This window comes from Streptomyces sp. C1-1, from assembly GCF_050214755.1.
In the GTDB taxonomy this organism is placed as follows: domain Bacteria; phylum Actinomycetota; class Actinomycetes; order Streptomycetales; family Streptomycetaceae; genus Streptomyces.
Window position 1 is genome coordinate 9,340,122 of record NZ_CP189826.1, and the last position, 14,103, is coordinate 9,354,224.

Annotated in this window: 11 protein-coding genes and 1 pseudogene; 4 read left to right on the forward strand and 8 right to left on the reverse strand. The window is 70.3% G+C overall.

The window, feature by feature from the left end; all coding sequences use genetic code 11:
* Positions 1 to 4 precede the first annotated feature (4 nt).
* Positions 5 to 127: pseudogene (locus tag ACQF4J_RS42510) on the forward strand (DUF6480 family protein); the annotation flags it as partial.
* Positions 128 to 140: 13 nt separating this feature from the next.
* Here ACQF4J_RS42510 and ACQF4J_RS42515 read toward each other — a convergent pair.
* The 6 genes from ACQF4J_RS42515 to ACQF4J_RS42540 form a co-directional block, all read right to left on the reverse strand.
* Entirely contained in the window at positions 141 to 1,229 is a 1,089-nt protein-coding gene (locus tag ACQF4J_RS42515) for a glutamate--cysteine ligase 2 (protein ID WP_427168191.1), read from the reverse strand.
* Between the two features lie 57 nt (positions 1,230 to 1,286).
* The gene (gene glgB, locus ACQF4J_RS42520) at positions 1,287 to 3,494 is read right to left on the reverse strand and encodes a 1,4-alpha-glucan branching enzyme (RefSeq protein WP_427168192.1); all 2,208 of its coding nucleotides are present in this window, start codon (positions 3,492 to 3,494) and stop codon (positions 1,287 to 1,289) included.
* 4 nt (positions 3,495 to 3,498) lie between these two features.
* Positions 3,499 to 4,821, reverse strand: a complete 1,323-nt coding sequence (locus ACQF4J_RS42525; RefSeq protein WP_351585076.1) for a maltokinase N-terminal cap-like domain-containing protein — start codon at positions 4,819 to 4,821, stop codon at positions 3,499 to 3,501.
* Between the two features lie 28 nt (positions 4,822 to 4,849).
* Positions 4,850 to 6,568: a maltose alpha-D-glucosyltransferase gene (treS, locus tag ACQF4J_RS42530; protein WP_427168193.1), complete on the reverse strand. Its 1,719-nt coding sequence runs from the start codon at positions 6,566 to 6,568 to the stop codon at positions 4,850 to 4,852.
* A gap of 25 nt (positions 6,569 to 6,593) precedes the next feature.
* Positions 6,594 to 8,561: an alpha-1,4-glucan--maltose-1-phosphate maltosyltransferase gene (locus ACQF4J_RS42535; RefSeq protein ID WP_427168194.1), complete on the reverse strand. Its 1,968-nt coding sequence runs from the start codon at positions 8,559 to 8,561 to the stop codon at positions 6,594 to 6,596.
* A 119-nt stretch (positions 8,562 to 8,680) separates the two neighbouring features.
* Positions 8,681 to 8,932, reverse strand: a complete 252-nt coding sequence (locus ACQF4J_RS42540; protein WP_351580875.1) for a DUF5133 domain-containing protein — start codon at positions 8,930 to 8,932, stop codon at positions 8,681 to 8,683.
* Positions 8,933 to 9,174: 242 nt separating this feature from the next.
* On the opposite strand from ACQF4J_RS42540, the gene ACQF4J_RS42545 reads away from it, so the two are divergent.
* Positions 9,175 to 9,678: a pep a2 gene (locus ACQF4J_RS42545; RefSeq protein WP_351580878.1), complete on the forward strand. Its 504-nt coding sequence runs from the start codon at positions 9,175 to 9,177 to the stop codon at positions 9,676 to 9,678.
* 26 nt (positions 9,679 to 9,704) lie between these two features.
* Positions 9,705 to 11,822 (forward strand): glycogen debranching protein GlgX, encoded by a 2,118-nt coding sequence (gene glgX / locus ACQF4J_RS42550; protein WP_351580998.1) that lies wholly within the window; start codon positions 9,705 to 9,707, stop codon positions 11,820 to 11,822.
* 3 nt (positions 11,823 to 11,825) lie between these two features.
* On the opposite strand, the gene ACQF4J_RS42555 is transcribed toward glgX, so the two are convergent.
* Positions 11,826 to 12,629: a VOC family protein gene (locus ACQF4J_RS42555; protein WP_351580886.1), complete on the reverse strand. Its 804-nt coding sequence runs from the start codon at positions 12,627 to 12,629 to the stop codon at positions 11,826 to 11,828.
* 194 nt (positions 12,630 to 12,823) lie between these two features.
* Between ACQF4J_RS42555 and ACQF4J_RS42560 the strand changes: the two genes are divergently transcribed.
* Positions 12,824 to 13,144 carry an ANTAR domain-containing protein gene (locus tag ACQF4J_RS42560; RefSeq protein ID WP_351580889.1) on the forward strand — a complete coding sequence of 107 codons (321 nt, stop codon included), beginning with the start codon at positions 12,824 to 12,826 and terminating at the stop codon, positions 13,142 to 13,144.
* A gap of 36 nt (positions 13,145 to 13,180) precedes the next feature.
* Here ACQF4J_RS42560 and ACQF4J_RS42565 read toward each other — a convergent pair whose 3' ends face one another.
* Positions 13,181 to 13,975, reverse strand: a complete 795-nt coding sequence (locus ACQF4J_RS42565; protein WP_351805685.1) for an RNA polymerase sigma factor SigF — start codon at positions 13,973 to 13,975, stop codon at positions 13,181 to 13,183.
* Positions 13,976 to 14,103 lie beyond the last annotated feature (128 nt).

The following is a 14,103-nucleotide window of genomic DNA, read 5'->3' on the forward strand; positions in this document are numbered from 1 at the left end:
CGCCATGAGTTACGTCGGTCCCGATCCGGAACCCGAACGCACCACAGGCCTGGAGCCCGGCGGGGGAGTGCCGCCCGGCGAGACCCCGCCGGCGGAGAGCAGCATGCCCGAGGCGGGGCCGCGCGAGACGCCGCGGGGCCTCACTCCTGGGTGAGGCGCGCGCAGGTGGTCACGACCTCTCGCAGACTCCCGGTCCGCTCCAGCAGCTCACGCTGGACCCGCGCGCCGGTGCCGCCGTCCAGCAGTGTGTCGCACGCCGCCCGGGCCCGCTCGAGGTCCCCGCTCTCCCCGAGTGCCTGCTCGACGTGCTGCAACAGCGCCGCCACCACGGTCTCGGCGGGGAGCCGGCGCATGGTCGACGGATGCAGCAGTTCCTCCCCGAGGCCGGAGCGCGCGGCCCGCCAGGCGGCCAGCCGCAAAAGGCTCACACTGTGATCCACCGGCGGGTCACCGGCCCGGCACTCCCGCGCCGCCGTCTCCACCAGCCCCCGCGCCAGCATGGCGATCAGTACGGCCGTCTCCGCCCGCAGGCACACGTCCGCCACCCGGATCTCCACCGTCGGATACCGCTGGGAGAGCCGGGCGTCGAAGTAGACCATCCCCTCGTCGAGGATCACGCCGCTCGCGACCATGTCCGCCACCCGCCGGTGGTAGCGCTCGGCCGAGCCGAACACCTCCGTCGGCCCGGCCGACGGCCAGCGCGACCACACCCTGCTGCGGTAGCTGTCGTAGCAGGAGTCCTTGCCCTGCCAGAACGGCGAGTTGGCGCTCAGCGCGGCCAGGACCGACAGCCACGGCCGGATCCGGTCCAGGACCGCGACGCCCTCCTCGTCGGAGTCGACCGCCACATGGACGTGACAGCCCAGCACCATCTGTTCCTGTACGGCGATGCCGTACTGCTCCGCCATCCACTGGTAGCGGCTGCCCCGCCCGACGGACGGGCTGACGGGCAGCGGTGAGGAGGCCAGCGCGGCCACCGTGCACCCGATCTCCCCAGTGTGCCGGGCCGCCTCCCGGCGGCACCGGACGATCTCGTCGCCGAGGTCCTTCATGTCGGCCTGCGGATGCGTGGCGAACTCCAGCATCTGGCCGTACAGCTCCTTCTCGAACACACCCTCGTCCGTGCCGCTCTGCGCGGCACGGGCGAGCACGGCACCGGACAGCGCCTTGGGTTCACCCGTCTCCGGGTCCACCAGGAGGAGTTCCTCCTCCACTCCGACAGTGCGCACCTGAGCTGCCTCCGGGACTTCGTGGGGTCTACGACGTCCACGGGTACCCCCTGACGGTCACGCCAAGGGGGCCAGCCAGACCGTCGCCAGCGGCGGCAGGGTGAGGGTGATCCTTCCGTCCTCCGGCTTGAGGTCGTCGGCGTTGACGACATCACCGCCGCCGTAGCAGGCGGCGTCGCTGTTGAGGACCTCGCGCCAGACGGGCACGTCGTCGGGGACGCCCAGCGTGTAGTCGTGCCGGACGACCGGCGAGAAGTTCGACACGGCCAGGAGGGGGCTGCCGTCGGCGGCGAACCGCAGGAACGCGAAGACGTTGTCCTCGGCCGCGTCGCCCAGAACCCACCGGAAGCCCGCCGGGTCGGTGTCCCGCTGCCACAGGGCCGGCGTGCGGTGGTAGACGCGGTTGAGGTCGCGGACCAGGTCCCGCACCCCTCGGTGGTCGGCCTCGGCCACGTAGTCCGGATCGAGCAGCCACCACTCGGGTCCGTGCGCCTCCGACCACTCCGCTCCCTGTGCGAACTCCTGCCCCATGAAGAGGAGTTGCTTGCCCGGGTGGGCCCACATGAAGCCCAGATAGGCGCGGTGACCGGCGCGCCGCTGCCACCAGTCGCCGGGCATCTTCGACACCAGAGCCTGCTTGCCGTGGACGACCTCGTCGTGCGAGATCGGCAGCACGTAGTTCTCGCTGTAGGCGTACACCATCGAGAACGTCATCTCGTTGTGGTGGTACTTGCGATGCACCGGCTCTTTGCTCATGTACTGCAGAGAATCGTGCATCCAGCCCATGTTCCACTTCAGCCCGAACCCCAGGCCGCCGCTGTCGGTCGGCCGTGTCACGCCGTCCCAGGCGGTCGACTCCTCCGCGATGGTCACGACCCCGGGGTTGCGCCGGTACACGGTGGCGTTCATCTCCCGCAGGAAGTCCGCCGCCGCCAGATCCTCCCGCCCGCCGAACACGTTCGGCTCCCACTGGCCGGAGTCACGCGAGTAGTCCAGGTAGAGCATGGAGGCCACGGCGTCGACCCGCAGGCCGTCGATGTGGAACTCCTCGCACCAGTACGTGGCGTTGGCGACCAGGAAGTTGCGCACCTCGGTGCGCGCGTAGTCGAACTCGTACGTCCCCCAGTCCGGGTGCTCGGCCCGCCGCGCGTCCCCGGGCTCGTAGAGCGGGTCCCCGTCGAAGCGGGCCAGCGCCCAGTCGTCCTTGGGGAAGTGGGCCGGCACCCAGTCCACGATCACTCCGATGCCGGCCTGGTGCAGGGCGTCCACCAGGTACTTGAAATCGTCGGGTGAACCCAGCCGGGAGGTCGGCGCGTAGAACCCGGTGACCTGGTAGCCCCACGAACCGGCGAACGGGTGCTGGGCGACCGGCATGAACTCGACATGCGTAAAACCAAGATCCCTGACGTACGACGGCAGTTCCTCTGCCAGCTGACGGTAGGTCAGCCCGGGCCGCCAGGACGGAAGGTGGACCTCGTACACCGAAAAGGGCGCCTCGTGCACCGGGACGTCACCGCGGTGCGCCATCCACTCGGCGTCACCCCATTCGTGGTGCGAGGCGTGCACGATCGATGCCGTGTCCGGCGGTACCTCCGCACACCGCGCCATCGGGTCGGCCTTGAGGAAGCGGTGGCCGTAACGGGAGGTGATCTCGAACTTGTAGCGCGCGCCCTCACCGATGCCCGGCACGAACAGCTCCCAGACACCGGAGGAGCCCAGCGAGCGCATCGGCAGGGCCGTCCCGTCCCAGCAGGTGAACTCCCCGGCGACACGCACCCCTTGGGCGTTCGGCGCCCACACCGTGAACCTGGTGCCGGCCACGCCCTCGTGGGTCATCGGCTCGGCGCCGAGCGCCTTCCACAGCTGCTCGTGCCGTCCCTCGGCGATCAGATGGAGGTCCAGTTCGCCGAGCGCGGGCAGGAAGCGGTACGGATCGGCCGTCTGGTGTTCCCCGTCCTCGTATTTCACCGCCAGCTTGTACCGCGGCGGGATCGACTTCAGGGGGAGCACGCCGGAGAACAGACCGTCGCCCTCGGACGTCAGCCGGTGCCGCTTCCTGCCGATCACGACGCTCACCGCGCGGGCGTAGGGCCGCAGGGTCCGGAAGGCGATGCCGCCGGGGACCGGATGGGCGCCCAGCAGCGCGTGCGGATCGTGGTGGCGGCCGGCCAGCAGCCGCTCACGATCGCCGTCGTCCAGGGGTGGGGCGGCCCCGGGCAGGGCAGGGCCTGAGGGCTCGGGAAGCGAGGTCTCGCGCAGAGCCATGGTGTCAGCCTCCTCTTACGGCGAGACGCTCGATCGCCGCCATCGGTACGGGGAGCCAGTCGGGTCGGTGCCGGGCCTCGTAGAGCACCTCGTACACCGCCCGGTCCGTCTCATAGGCACGCAGCAGTCCGTGTTTCTTGCGCGGGTCCCAGCCGGCCCGGTCGGCATAGCCCGCGCAGTAGGCCTCCCGGCAGCGGCGCGCCCACTCCGGGCGCCAGGGGCGGCGCTGCCGTGCCGCGTAGTCGAAGGAGCGCAGCATCCCGGCGATGTCCCGCACCGGGGACTGGGTGCCGCGCCGCTCGGCGAGGGGCCGGGACGGCTCGCCCTCGAAGTCGATGACGAACCAGTCCCGGCCGGCCCGCAGGACCTGGCCGAGGTGCAGGTCGCCGTGGACGCGCTGGGCGGGCGGCCCGGGGTCGCACGAGTACAGGGCACCGAACGCGGTGCGCAGCCCCGGGACGTACGGGCGCAGCGCGGGGACGGCCTGGGCGGCGGCGTCCAGGCGCTCGGACATCGCCGCCGCCGTGCGCGCCCCCTCGTCATGGGTGCCGGTGGGAAAGGCGGCGCCCAGCGCGAGGTGCACCTCCGCTGTGGCCCGCCCCAGCTCGCGGGCCTGCGCGGCGAAGTCGTCGCCCGTGGCCAGCGCGCGCAGCGCCAGCGTCCAGCCGTCGGAGGCACCCCGCAGGAACGGCTGCAGCACTCCCAGCGTCGCCTCGTGCGGGTACGTCGTCCGGAACCACGCCACCGGCGCCGGCACCCGCCGGCAGCCCTCCCCGGCCAGCGCGCCCGGCACTTCCAGGTCGGGATTGACGCCCGGCTGGATGCGCCGGAAGACCTTCAGGATGAACTCCTCGCCGTACACCAGCGACGAGTTGGACTGTTCGGCCTCCAGGACACGCGGGACCAGCCCGGCGGGCACCGCCATGCTGGGCGCCGCCTCGAAGAGCAGCGGGCCCGACCTGCCGGGGCACCGCAGCCGCTCCAACAGCAGCTGGGCCGACCGGGGATCCTGCAGCGCGTCGTACACCGTCAGGCCGGCCAGCGGGCCGGTCTCGGCCCTGCCGATCAGGGCCCGGCCCAGACGCGGCGAGACGTGCTCCCGCACACCGAGCAGCACCTGGTAGCAGTCCGGCCCGGCCTGCACCAGCAGGTGCAGACAGCCCGGGAACACCTCGGTCAGGGACAGCAGGCGGAGCTCCGTGACCGGCCGGTCCTTGCCCGCGAACCAGCGCTGCCTGGGCAGCCACTCGCGCAGCAGCCCGTCGAGCGAGGCCATGGGATCGGCGACGACGGCCTGTCTCGGACTCAGTGATGCGGTCTTCGGCATGGTGACGCGTCCTTTCCTCGGCACACGATCAAAGGCGTCGGCCGATGCGGGATGCGACTCGGGAGAGCCGGAACCAGTAGAAGCCGTGGCCTGCGAGGGTCAGCAGGTAGGGGAGTTCGCCGATGGCCGGGAAGCGCACGCCGCCGATGAGCTCCACCGGATGCCGGCCGTCGAACTCGCGCAGGTCGAGCTCGGTGGGCTGGGCGAACCGGGAGAAATTGTGCACGCACAGCACGAGATCGTCCTTGTACTCGCGCAGGAAAGCCAGCACCGCCGGGTTGGAGGACTGCAGTTCGGTGAAGGTGCCCAGTCCGAACGCGGGATTCTGCTTGCGGATCTCGATCATCCGGCGTGTCCAGTGCAGCAGGGACGACGGCGAGGACATGGAGGCCTCGACGTTGGTGACCTGGTAGCCGTAGACGGGGTCCATGATGGTCGGCAGGAACAGCCGCCCGGGGTCACAGGAGGAAAAACCCGCGTTACGGTCCGGTGTCCACTGCATCGGGGTGCGGACGGCGTCGCGGTCGCCGAGCCAGATGTTGTCGCCCATGCCGATCTCGTCGCCGTAGTACAGGATCGGCGAGCCGGGCAGGGACAGCAGCAGGGCGGTGAACAGTTCGATCTGGTTGCGGTCGTTGTCGAGGAGGGTGGCCAGGCGCCGGCGGATGCCGATGTTGGCGCGCATCCGTGGGTCCTTGGCGTACTCGGCCCACATGTAGTCGCGTTCCTCGTCGGTGACCATCTCCAGGGTCAGCTCGTCGTGGTTGCGCAGGAAGATGCCCCACTGGCAGTTCGACGGGATCGCGGGCGTCTTGGCGAGGATCTCCGAGACCGGATAGCGCGACTCCCGCCGGACGGCCATGAAGATGCGCGGCATGACGGGGAAGTGGAACGCCATGTGGCACTCGTCGCCGCCGGACTCGTAGTCGCCGAAGTAGTCGACGACGTCCTCGGGCCACTGGTTGGCCTCCGCGAGGATCACCGTGTCCGGGTACTGGGCGTCGATCTCCTTGCGGACGCGTTTGAGGAACTCATGGGTCGCCGGAAGGTTTTCGCAGTTCGTGCCCTCCTCGGCGTAGAGGTAGGGCACGGCGTCGAGGCGGAAGCCGTCGATGCCCAGGTCCAGCCAGAACCGCAGCGCGGCCAGGATCTCCTCCTGGACGGCCGGGTTCTCGTAGTTGAGGTCCGGCTGGTGGGAGAAGAAGCGGTGGAAGAAGTACTGGCCCCGCACGGGGTCGAAGGTCCAGTTGGAGGCCTCGGTGTCGACGAAGATGATCCGGGCGTCCGCGTACTGCTTGTCGTCGTCGGCCCACATGTAGTAGTCGCCGTACGGGCCGTCGGGATCGCGGCGGGACTCCTGGAACCACGGGTGCTGGTCGCTGGTGTGGTTCATGACGAAGTCGATGATGACCCGCATGCCGCGCTGGTGGGCGGCGTCGACGAACTCGACGAAGTCGGCGAGGTCGCCGAACTCCGGCAGGACGGCCGTGTAGTCGGAGACGTCGTATCCGCCGTCACGCAGCGGTGACTGGAAGAAGGGCGGCAGCCACAGGCAGTCGACGCCCAGCCACTGCAGGTAGTCGAGTTTCGCGGTCAGGCCCTTGAGGTCGCCGACGCCGTCGCCGTTGCTGTCCTGGAAGGAGCGGACGAGGACCTCGTAGAAGACCGCGCGCTTGAACCACTCCGGGTCCCTGTCCTTGGCGGGGGTGTCCTCGAACGTGTCCGGGACGGGCTGGTTGACAGTCATGAGGCTCTGGCCCTCCGATAGGTGACTACGCTGACGACCTCTGGATGTGGAGCACGTGTGCCGGGGCCCGTCCGGGCTCGAGCCGCACATAGTTGTTCCTGCCCCAGTGATAGGTCTCACCTGTCAGTTCGTCGTGTACGGACATGAACGTGTGCCACTCCAGGCCGAGTTGCGGCATGTCCAACGAGACCGTGGCCTCCTGGGTGTGGTGGGGGTCGAGATTGGCGACGACGAGGACCGTGTCCTGGCCCGTGGTCTTGCTGTAGGCGATGACCGCGTCGTTGTCGGTGCCGTGGAAGCGCAGATTGCGCAGACGCTGCAGGGCCGGATGACGGCGCCGGATGGTGTTGAGTTTGGTGATCAGGGGGGTGATGGTGCGGCCCTGGCGTTCGGCGGCTTCCCAGTCGCGTGGTTTGAGCTGGTACTTCTCCGAGTCGAGGTACTCCTCGCTGCCCTCGCGCAGCGGGACGTTCTCGCACAGCTCGTAGCCGGAGTACACGCCCCAGGTCGGCGAGAGGGTCGCGGCCAGGACGGCGCGGACCTCGAAGGCGGGCCGGCCGCCGCGCTGGAGGTACTCGTGCAGGATGTCGGGGGTGTTGACGAAGAAGTTCGGCCGCATGTACGCCGCCGTCTCCGTCGACAGTTCCGTGAGGTAGTCGGTCAGCTCCTGCTTGGAGGTGCGCCAGGTGAAGTAGGTGTAGGACTGCTGGAAGCCGATCTGGGCCAGGGTGCGCATCATCGCCGGGCGGGTGAACGCCTCGGCCAGGAAGATCACGTCCGGGTCGGCGGCGTTGATCTCGGCGATCACCCGCTGCCAGAACACCACCGGCTTGGTGTGCGGGTTGTCCACCCGGAAGATCCGCACCCCCGCCGCCATCCACACCCGCAGCACCCGCAGTGTCTCGGCGACCAGGCCGTCCATGTCGGCGTCGAAGGCGATGGGGTAGATGTCCTGGTACTTCTTCGGCGGGTTCTCGGCGTAGGCGATGGTGCCGTCGGGCCGGTGATGGAACCACTCGGGGTGCTTGTGCACCCATGGATGGTCCGGGGAGCACTGCAGGGCGAAGTCCAGGGCGATCTCCAGGCCCTGGGCGCGGGCCTGGTCCACGAACCAGGTGAAGTCCTCCATCGTGCCCAGCCGCGGGTGGACGCTGTCGTGGCCGCCCTCGGGCGAGCCGATCGCCCACGGCACCCCGACGTCCTCGGGGCCGGGGGTGAGGGTGTTGTTGCGGCCCTTGCGGAACGTCGTGCCGATCGGATGGACCGGCGGCAGGTAGAGCACGTCGAAGCCCATCGCCGCGATCGCCGGCAGCCGCCGGGCGGCGCTGCGGAAACTGCCGTGCGGCTCCTCGGCGGTGCCCTCCGAACGCGGGAAGAACTCGTACCAGGCGCCGTACAACGCCCGCTCCCGCTCCACCAGCAGCGCCAGCGTCTCCGAGGCCGTCACCAGCTCCCGCAACGGATGCGCCGCCAGCACCGCATCCACCTCCGGCGTCAACGCCGCCGCGAGGCGCGTGGCGACGGGCAGCGAGTCGTCGCGCAGCACCTCCGTCGCCGCCAGCACGGCCGCGCGTCCGGCTCCCGCGGGCACCCCGGCGGCCACCCGCTGCAACAGGTCGGCGCCCTCCTCCAGGACCAGGCCGACGTCGATGCCGGCCGGGACCTTGATGCGGGCGATCCGGCGCCAGGTGGCGACCGGGTCGCTCCAGGCCTCCACGCGGTAGGTCCACCGGCCCTCCGAGGTGGGCGTGACCTCCGCGCCCCACAGGTCGGTGCCGGGGGCGAGTTCGCGCATCGGCGTCCACGGGCCGTGCGTGCCCTCCGGGTCGGTCAGCACGACATTGGCCGCGACCGCGTCGTGGCCCTCACGGAAGACGGTCGCGGTGACCTCGAAGGTCTCACCCGCGACCGCCTTCGCCGGACGTCTTCCGCACTCCACGACCGGGCGGACATCACGCACCGGAATTCGGCCGATGGCCGGGATGGAACTCATGGGTCTCGCCTCCGCCGTGCTCAGGACCGGGCCGTTCGCCCGATCGGGGAAATCCAGCCGCGCCGGAAGGACCTGCCTCCCCGCGGGTGATACCGGTCCGCCGGCGGCGGACCCCCGGTCTAGGCGGTGCCCGCCCGGGGCCGTTCGTTCTGCTCCCCGAGGTAGGCGACCAGGCTGCTGCGCAGATAGCGCTCGGCGGCGTCCGCGGCCTCGCGGGCACAGCGTTTGCCCATGAGCACACACAGCGTGTAGCCGGAGTCCTCGAAGGTGGCTCGCACCGTGCGGTCGGTGGGGGAGGCGAGCATGACGCGCTCCCAGGCCCGGTACCGCCGCAGTTGCCGGGCCACTTCGGCTTTGGCCGGTAGCAGCATGACGCCGTTCACCTTCCGGGATGTGACAAGCACGGGCAGAGAGAGGTCTTCACACATGGTGCATGTATGGCCACGCAACGTCTTGTTGGGGCTTCAACAACGCGCTCGTGTTGCACGAATGGCGTACCGATCCCACGCTTGAGGTGACTCAGAAGCGATCAGTGCTCACGCTCCGCGTTCGGTGGCCCGTCCCGCCCGGGACGAGGAGGAGCGGGAGCTTCGCCGGTGAGGAGCCAACGAAGATGAAGACCGCAGTGCCCTGCTACTACCACCTCGACGTGGAAGTCAGTCCGGAGCGGGTCGGACAGGTCAGGCGCATCCTGGCCGCACACCTCAGGCTCTGGGACCTGGAAACACTGGTCGAGCCGGTCTGCCGCGGCGCCGAGCTGCTGCTGAGGGCCATCGACGAGCACGCCACGGACAAGAACACGTCGATCGAGCTGTGGTGGAACGGCCAGCACCTGATCACCGCCATCGGGGAGAACGACTGCGAACTGCGCCCGGACCAGGACCTGCGGGCCTGTCTGGAGCACATCGCCGTCATGAGCGACGGCTGGGGGTGCTGCGCCACCGACACCGGCAGCAAGGTCATCTGGTTCTCGCAGCGCGCCCGCGCCGGCGAACGCGTGCCGCTGGTCCCCGTGGCCCCCGCGCCCAGCCTGCGCGCGGTGCGGCAAGTGCCCCGCGAGGTGCCGGTCGCGGCCCTCGCGGGCGAGTCGAGCGGCGTTCTGGAGGCCGCCCGGTGACCGCCAAGCGACGCCGCAAGGCAGGGGTGCCCGTGTGGAGCGGGCACCCCTACCCGTTGGGAGCCTCCTTCGACGGTGAGGGCACCAACTTCGCCCTCTTCAGCGAGGTCGCCGAAGACGTCGAACTGGTCCTCGTCGAGGACGACGGCACCGAGCGCCGCGTCCCCATGACCGAGGTCGACGGCTTCGTCTGGCACTGCTACCTGCCGAAGACGGGCCCCGGCCTGCGCTACGGCTACCGGGTCCACGGTCCGTGGCAGCCCGAGCTGGGCCACCGGTGCAATCCGGCGAAGCTGCTCCTCGACCCGTACACCCGGGCGGTGGACGGCCAGGTCGACAACCACGCCTCCCTGTTCGAACGGGCGTCGCACGGCCGTTCCCGGGCCGACAGTGCCGGCCACACCATGCTCGGCGTGGTCACGGACACGGACTTCGACTGGGGCGACGACCGGCCGCCACAGCATCCGTACGCCGAGACGGTCATCTACGAGGCCCACGTCCGCGGACTCACCCGCACCCACCCCGACGTCCCCGCCGAGCTCCGCGGCACCTACGCGGGTCTCGCCCACCCGGCGGTGACCGACCATCTGACCTCGCTGGGCGTGACGGCCGTCGAACTGATGCCGGTGCACCAGTTCGTACAGGACGGCGTGCTGCGCGACCGCGGTCTGTCCAACTACTGGGGCTACAACACGATCGGCTTCTTCGCCCCGCACAACGCCTACGCCGCCCACGGCACCCGCGGCCAGCAGGTCACCGAGTTCAAGGCGATGGTCAAGGCGCTGCACGCGGCCGGCCTCGAAGTCATCCTCGATGTCGTCTACAACCACACCGCCGAGGGCAACGAGAAGGGCCCCACGCTGTCCTTCCGCGGCATCGACAACGCCTCCTACTACCGCCTCGTGGACGGCGACTGGCGGCATTACTACGACACCACCGGCACCGGCAACAGCCTGCTGATGCGGCACCCGTACGTCCTGCAGCTGATCATGGACTCGCTGCGGTACTGGGTGACCGAGATGCACGTCGACGGTTTCCGCTTCGACCTCGCGGCGACCCTGGCACGGCAGTTCCACGAGGTGGACCGGCTGTCGGCGTTCTTCGACCTGATCCAGCAGGACCCGGTGATCAGTCGGGTCAAACTCATCGCGGAACCGTGGGACGTGGGCGAGGGCGGCTACCAGGTGGGCAACTTCCCGCCGCTGTGGTCGGAGTGGAACGGCAAGTACCGTGACGCCGTACGGGACTTCTGGCGCGCGGAGGAACACACGCTCGGTGAGTTCGCCTCCCGGCTGACCGGTTCCTCCGACCTGTACCAGCACAACCGGCGCCGCCCACGCGCCAGCGTCAACTTCGTCACCGCGCACGACGGTTTCACCCTGCGCGACCTGGTCTCGTACAACGACAAGCACAACGAGGCCAACGGCGAGGGCAATCGGGACGGCGAGAGCGTCAACCGGTCCTGGAACTGCGGCGCCGAGGGCGAGACGGACATGCCCGGCGTGCTGGAGCTGCGCGCCCGACAGCAGCGCAACTTCCTTGCCACGCTGCTGCTCTCCCAGGGCATCCCGATGCTCTGCCACGGCGACGAACTCGGCCGCACCCAGGGCGGCAACAACAACGCCTACTGCCAGGACAACGAGGTCTCCTGGATCGACTGGCGGCTGACCGGCGAACAGCGCGACCTGATCGACTTCACCCGTTACGTCATCGGGCTGCGCGCCGCCCATCCCGTGCTGCGCCGACGGCGCTTCTTCCGCGGGGAGACCGCGACCCACCCCCGCCAGCCGCTGCCCGACCTGATGTGGCTGGCGCCGGACGCGCGGGAGATGACGGAGGAGGACTGGCAGCGCGGCGACGCGCACTCCGTCGCGGTCTTCCTCAACGGCGACGCCATCGTCGAACACGACCCGTGCGGCCGCCCGGTCGTGGACGACTCCTTCCTGCTGCTGTTCAACAGCTACTGGGAGCCGATGGTGTTCGTGCTCCCGGACGTCTCCTACGGCGAACGGTGGACGACACTCCTCGACACCGCGATCACGCAGGGGCCCCCGGACGAGACCGAGCACAAGGCGGGCGCGCAGACGACCGTCGAGGCGCGCAGCCTGGTCCTGCTGACCCGGCCCTCGCGCACCGCTCGCTGAGGCTCAGCGCTCCTTGCGTGAGGTCACCGTGAACTGCGCGCCGTCCGTGTCGCGCAGCACGGCCTCGTCGCCGCCCTTGGACAGGACGCTGCCGCCGTGCCGTTCCGCGGCCCGCACACAGGCCGTCACGTCGTCGACCGCGAAGTGGATCTGCCAGTGCGGGCGGATGGTGGGGTCGGGGGCCGCCCCCAGCGCGCCCGACTCGATGCGGGCCACGATGTCGCCCCGGCTGCGCAGCACCACCTCGCCGCCCTCGTAGCGGACCTCGCAGCAGCCGGGGCGCTCGGTCGCCCATTCCAGGACCTCGCCGTAGAAGATGGCGGCGTCGAAGGCGTCGCGGGTGTGCAGCCGGATGAAGGCCGGGGCGGCCGCGCGCCACTTCTCCCAGTCGGAGAACAGTTCGCCCTCCCAGATCCCGAAGGTCGCCCCGTCCCGGTCGGCGAGCAGCGCCGCCCGGCCGGGCGGGAAGGAGAGGGGTCCGACGGCCGCCGTACCGCCGCGTTCCTGCGCGCGGGCCGCGGCCTCGTCGGCGCTCGGCACGGCGAAGTACGGGGTCCACGCCACGGCCATCTGCCACATGGAGGCCACGGCGGCGATCCCCGCCACCGGGGTATCGCCCACCATGGCGATCCGGAAGTGGTCGCCGAGCTTGGCGGAGCGCAGCCGCCAGCCCAGCACGGCCCGGTAGAAGTCCTCGGCAACGTCGAGATCACGGCTGGTCAGGCTCACCCAGCAGGGGGCGCCGAAGACGGAGTGCGAGGAGACCACCTCGGTGGTGGCGGTGGGGCGTGTCGTGTCGTCGCTCATGGCAGTCGCGTCCTGGTCTCGTCGACCGGCCGTCACCGGTCTGCCACCAGTGTCCAACCGGAACCGCCCCGTGCGCCTGCCGAGTACCCCTGACGGGGCCGCGAAACGGCCGACAGGCCCGGTGGCGCGGGTCTGGGGGAGTGGCGAGGATGGAGGGGACCGAAGGTGTCTCGACCATGTGCCGGGGAGGTGCGATGCCCAGGGACGGGGGCTCGGAGCGGATCTTCGAGCTGCAGGAGGAAGTGCAGCAGCTCAAGGAGGCGGTCGCCTCGCACGCCGTCGTCGACCAGGCGATCGGCATGGTCGTCGCGCTCGGCCGCGTGGGCCCGGATCAGGGCTGGCAGGTGCTGAAAGAGGTCTCCCAGCACACGAACATCAAGCTGCGGAACGTGGCGGAGCTCATCCTGCTCTGGGGCCGCACCGGGGTCATGCCCGCGGAGATCCGTGCGGAGCTGGAAGACGCGCTGGACCGTTTCGGCCCCACGCAGATACCGGGGGAGGCGCCGGAGAAGTGAGCGGTCCGGCTCGCGCGGGGCCGGACGCGGTGCGGCTCAGCCGGTCTGCGCGAGGAGTTCCTCCCGCAACTGGGCGAAGCATCCACTGAGCAGGCGGGACACGTGCATCTGGGAGATGCCGAGCTGCTGGGCTATGTGGCTCTGCGTCATGCCGCGGAAGAACCGCAGGTAGAGGATGGTGCGCTCGCGTTCGGGCAGCGCCTGCAGGCAGGGCGCGGCCGCCACGCGGTCGACGACGACGTCGTACGCCGGATCGGGCCCGCCGATCGCGTCGGCGAGGGCGTAGCCGTCCGTGCCGGGCATCTCGGCGTCGAGGGACAGGGCGGAGAAGCACTCCAGGGCCTCCATGCCGATGCGCACCTCGTTCTGGCTCAGCCGCGTGTGCAGGGCGATCTCGGCGACGGTCGGCGGCCGGCCCGGGATGGTCTGGGACAGCTCCTTCGCGGCCTGCCGGACCCGGTTGCGCAGGTCCTGCACCCGGCGCGGTACGTGCAGCGTCCACATGTGGTCGCGGAAGTGCCGCTTGATCTCGCCGGTGATGGTCGGCACCGCGTACGCCTCGAAGGCGTACCCGCGGGTCGGGTCGTAGTGGTCGACGGCCTTGACCAGACCGAGGGCCGCGACCTGGTAGAGGTCTTCGAGGGTCTCCCCGCGCCCCTTGAAGCGGACGGCGATCCGCTCCGCCATGGGCAGCCAGACCCGCACCAGCTCGTCTCGCAGCCCCTTGCGCTCGGGACCGTCGGGGAGCCCTGCCAGCCGTTCGAAGACCGAAGCCGTGTCGGGGGCGTCGTCGTGCGGGTGGGGCTTGTTTCTACCGGTGGTGACGCGCATCGCGCGCACCTCCCTCGGGCAGTGCCGGGTGGACAGACACCATGGGAGGACCGGAACTCGGACCGGCGGAGACATCCGGGGCCTGGCCGGCTCCCACGGACGTGCCTCCTGTCCGAAGCACGCAATGC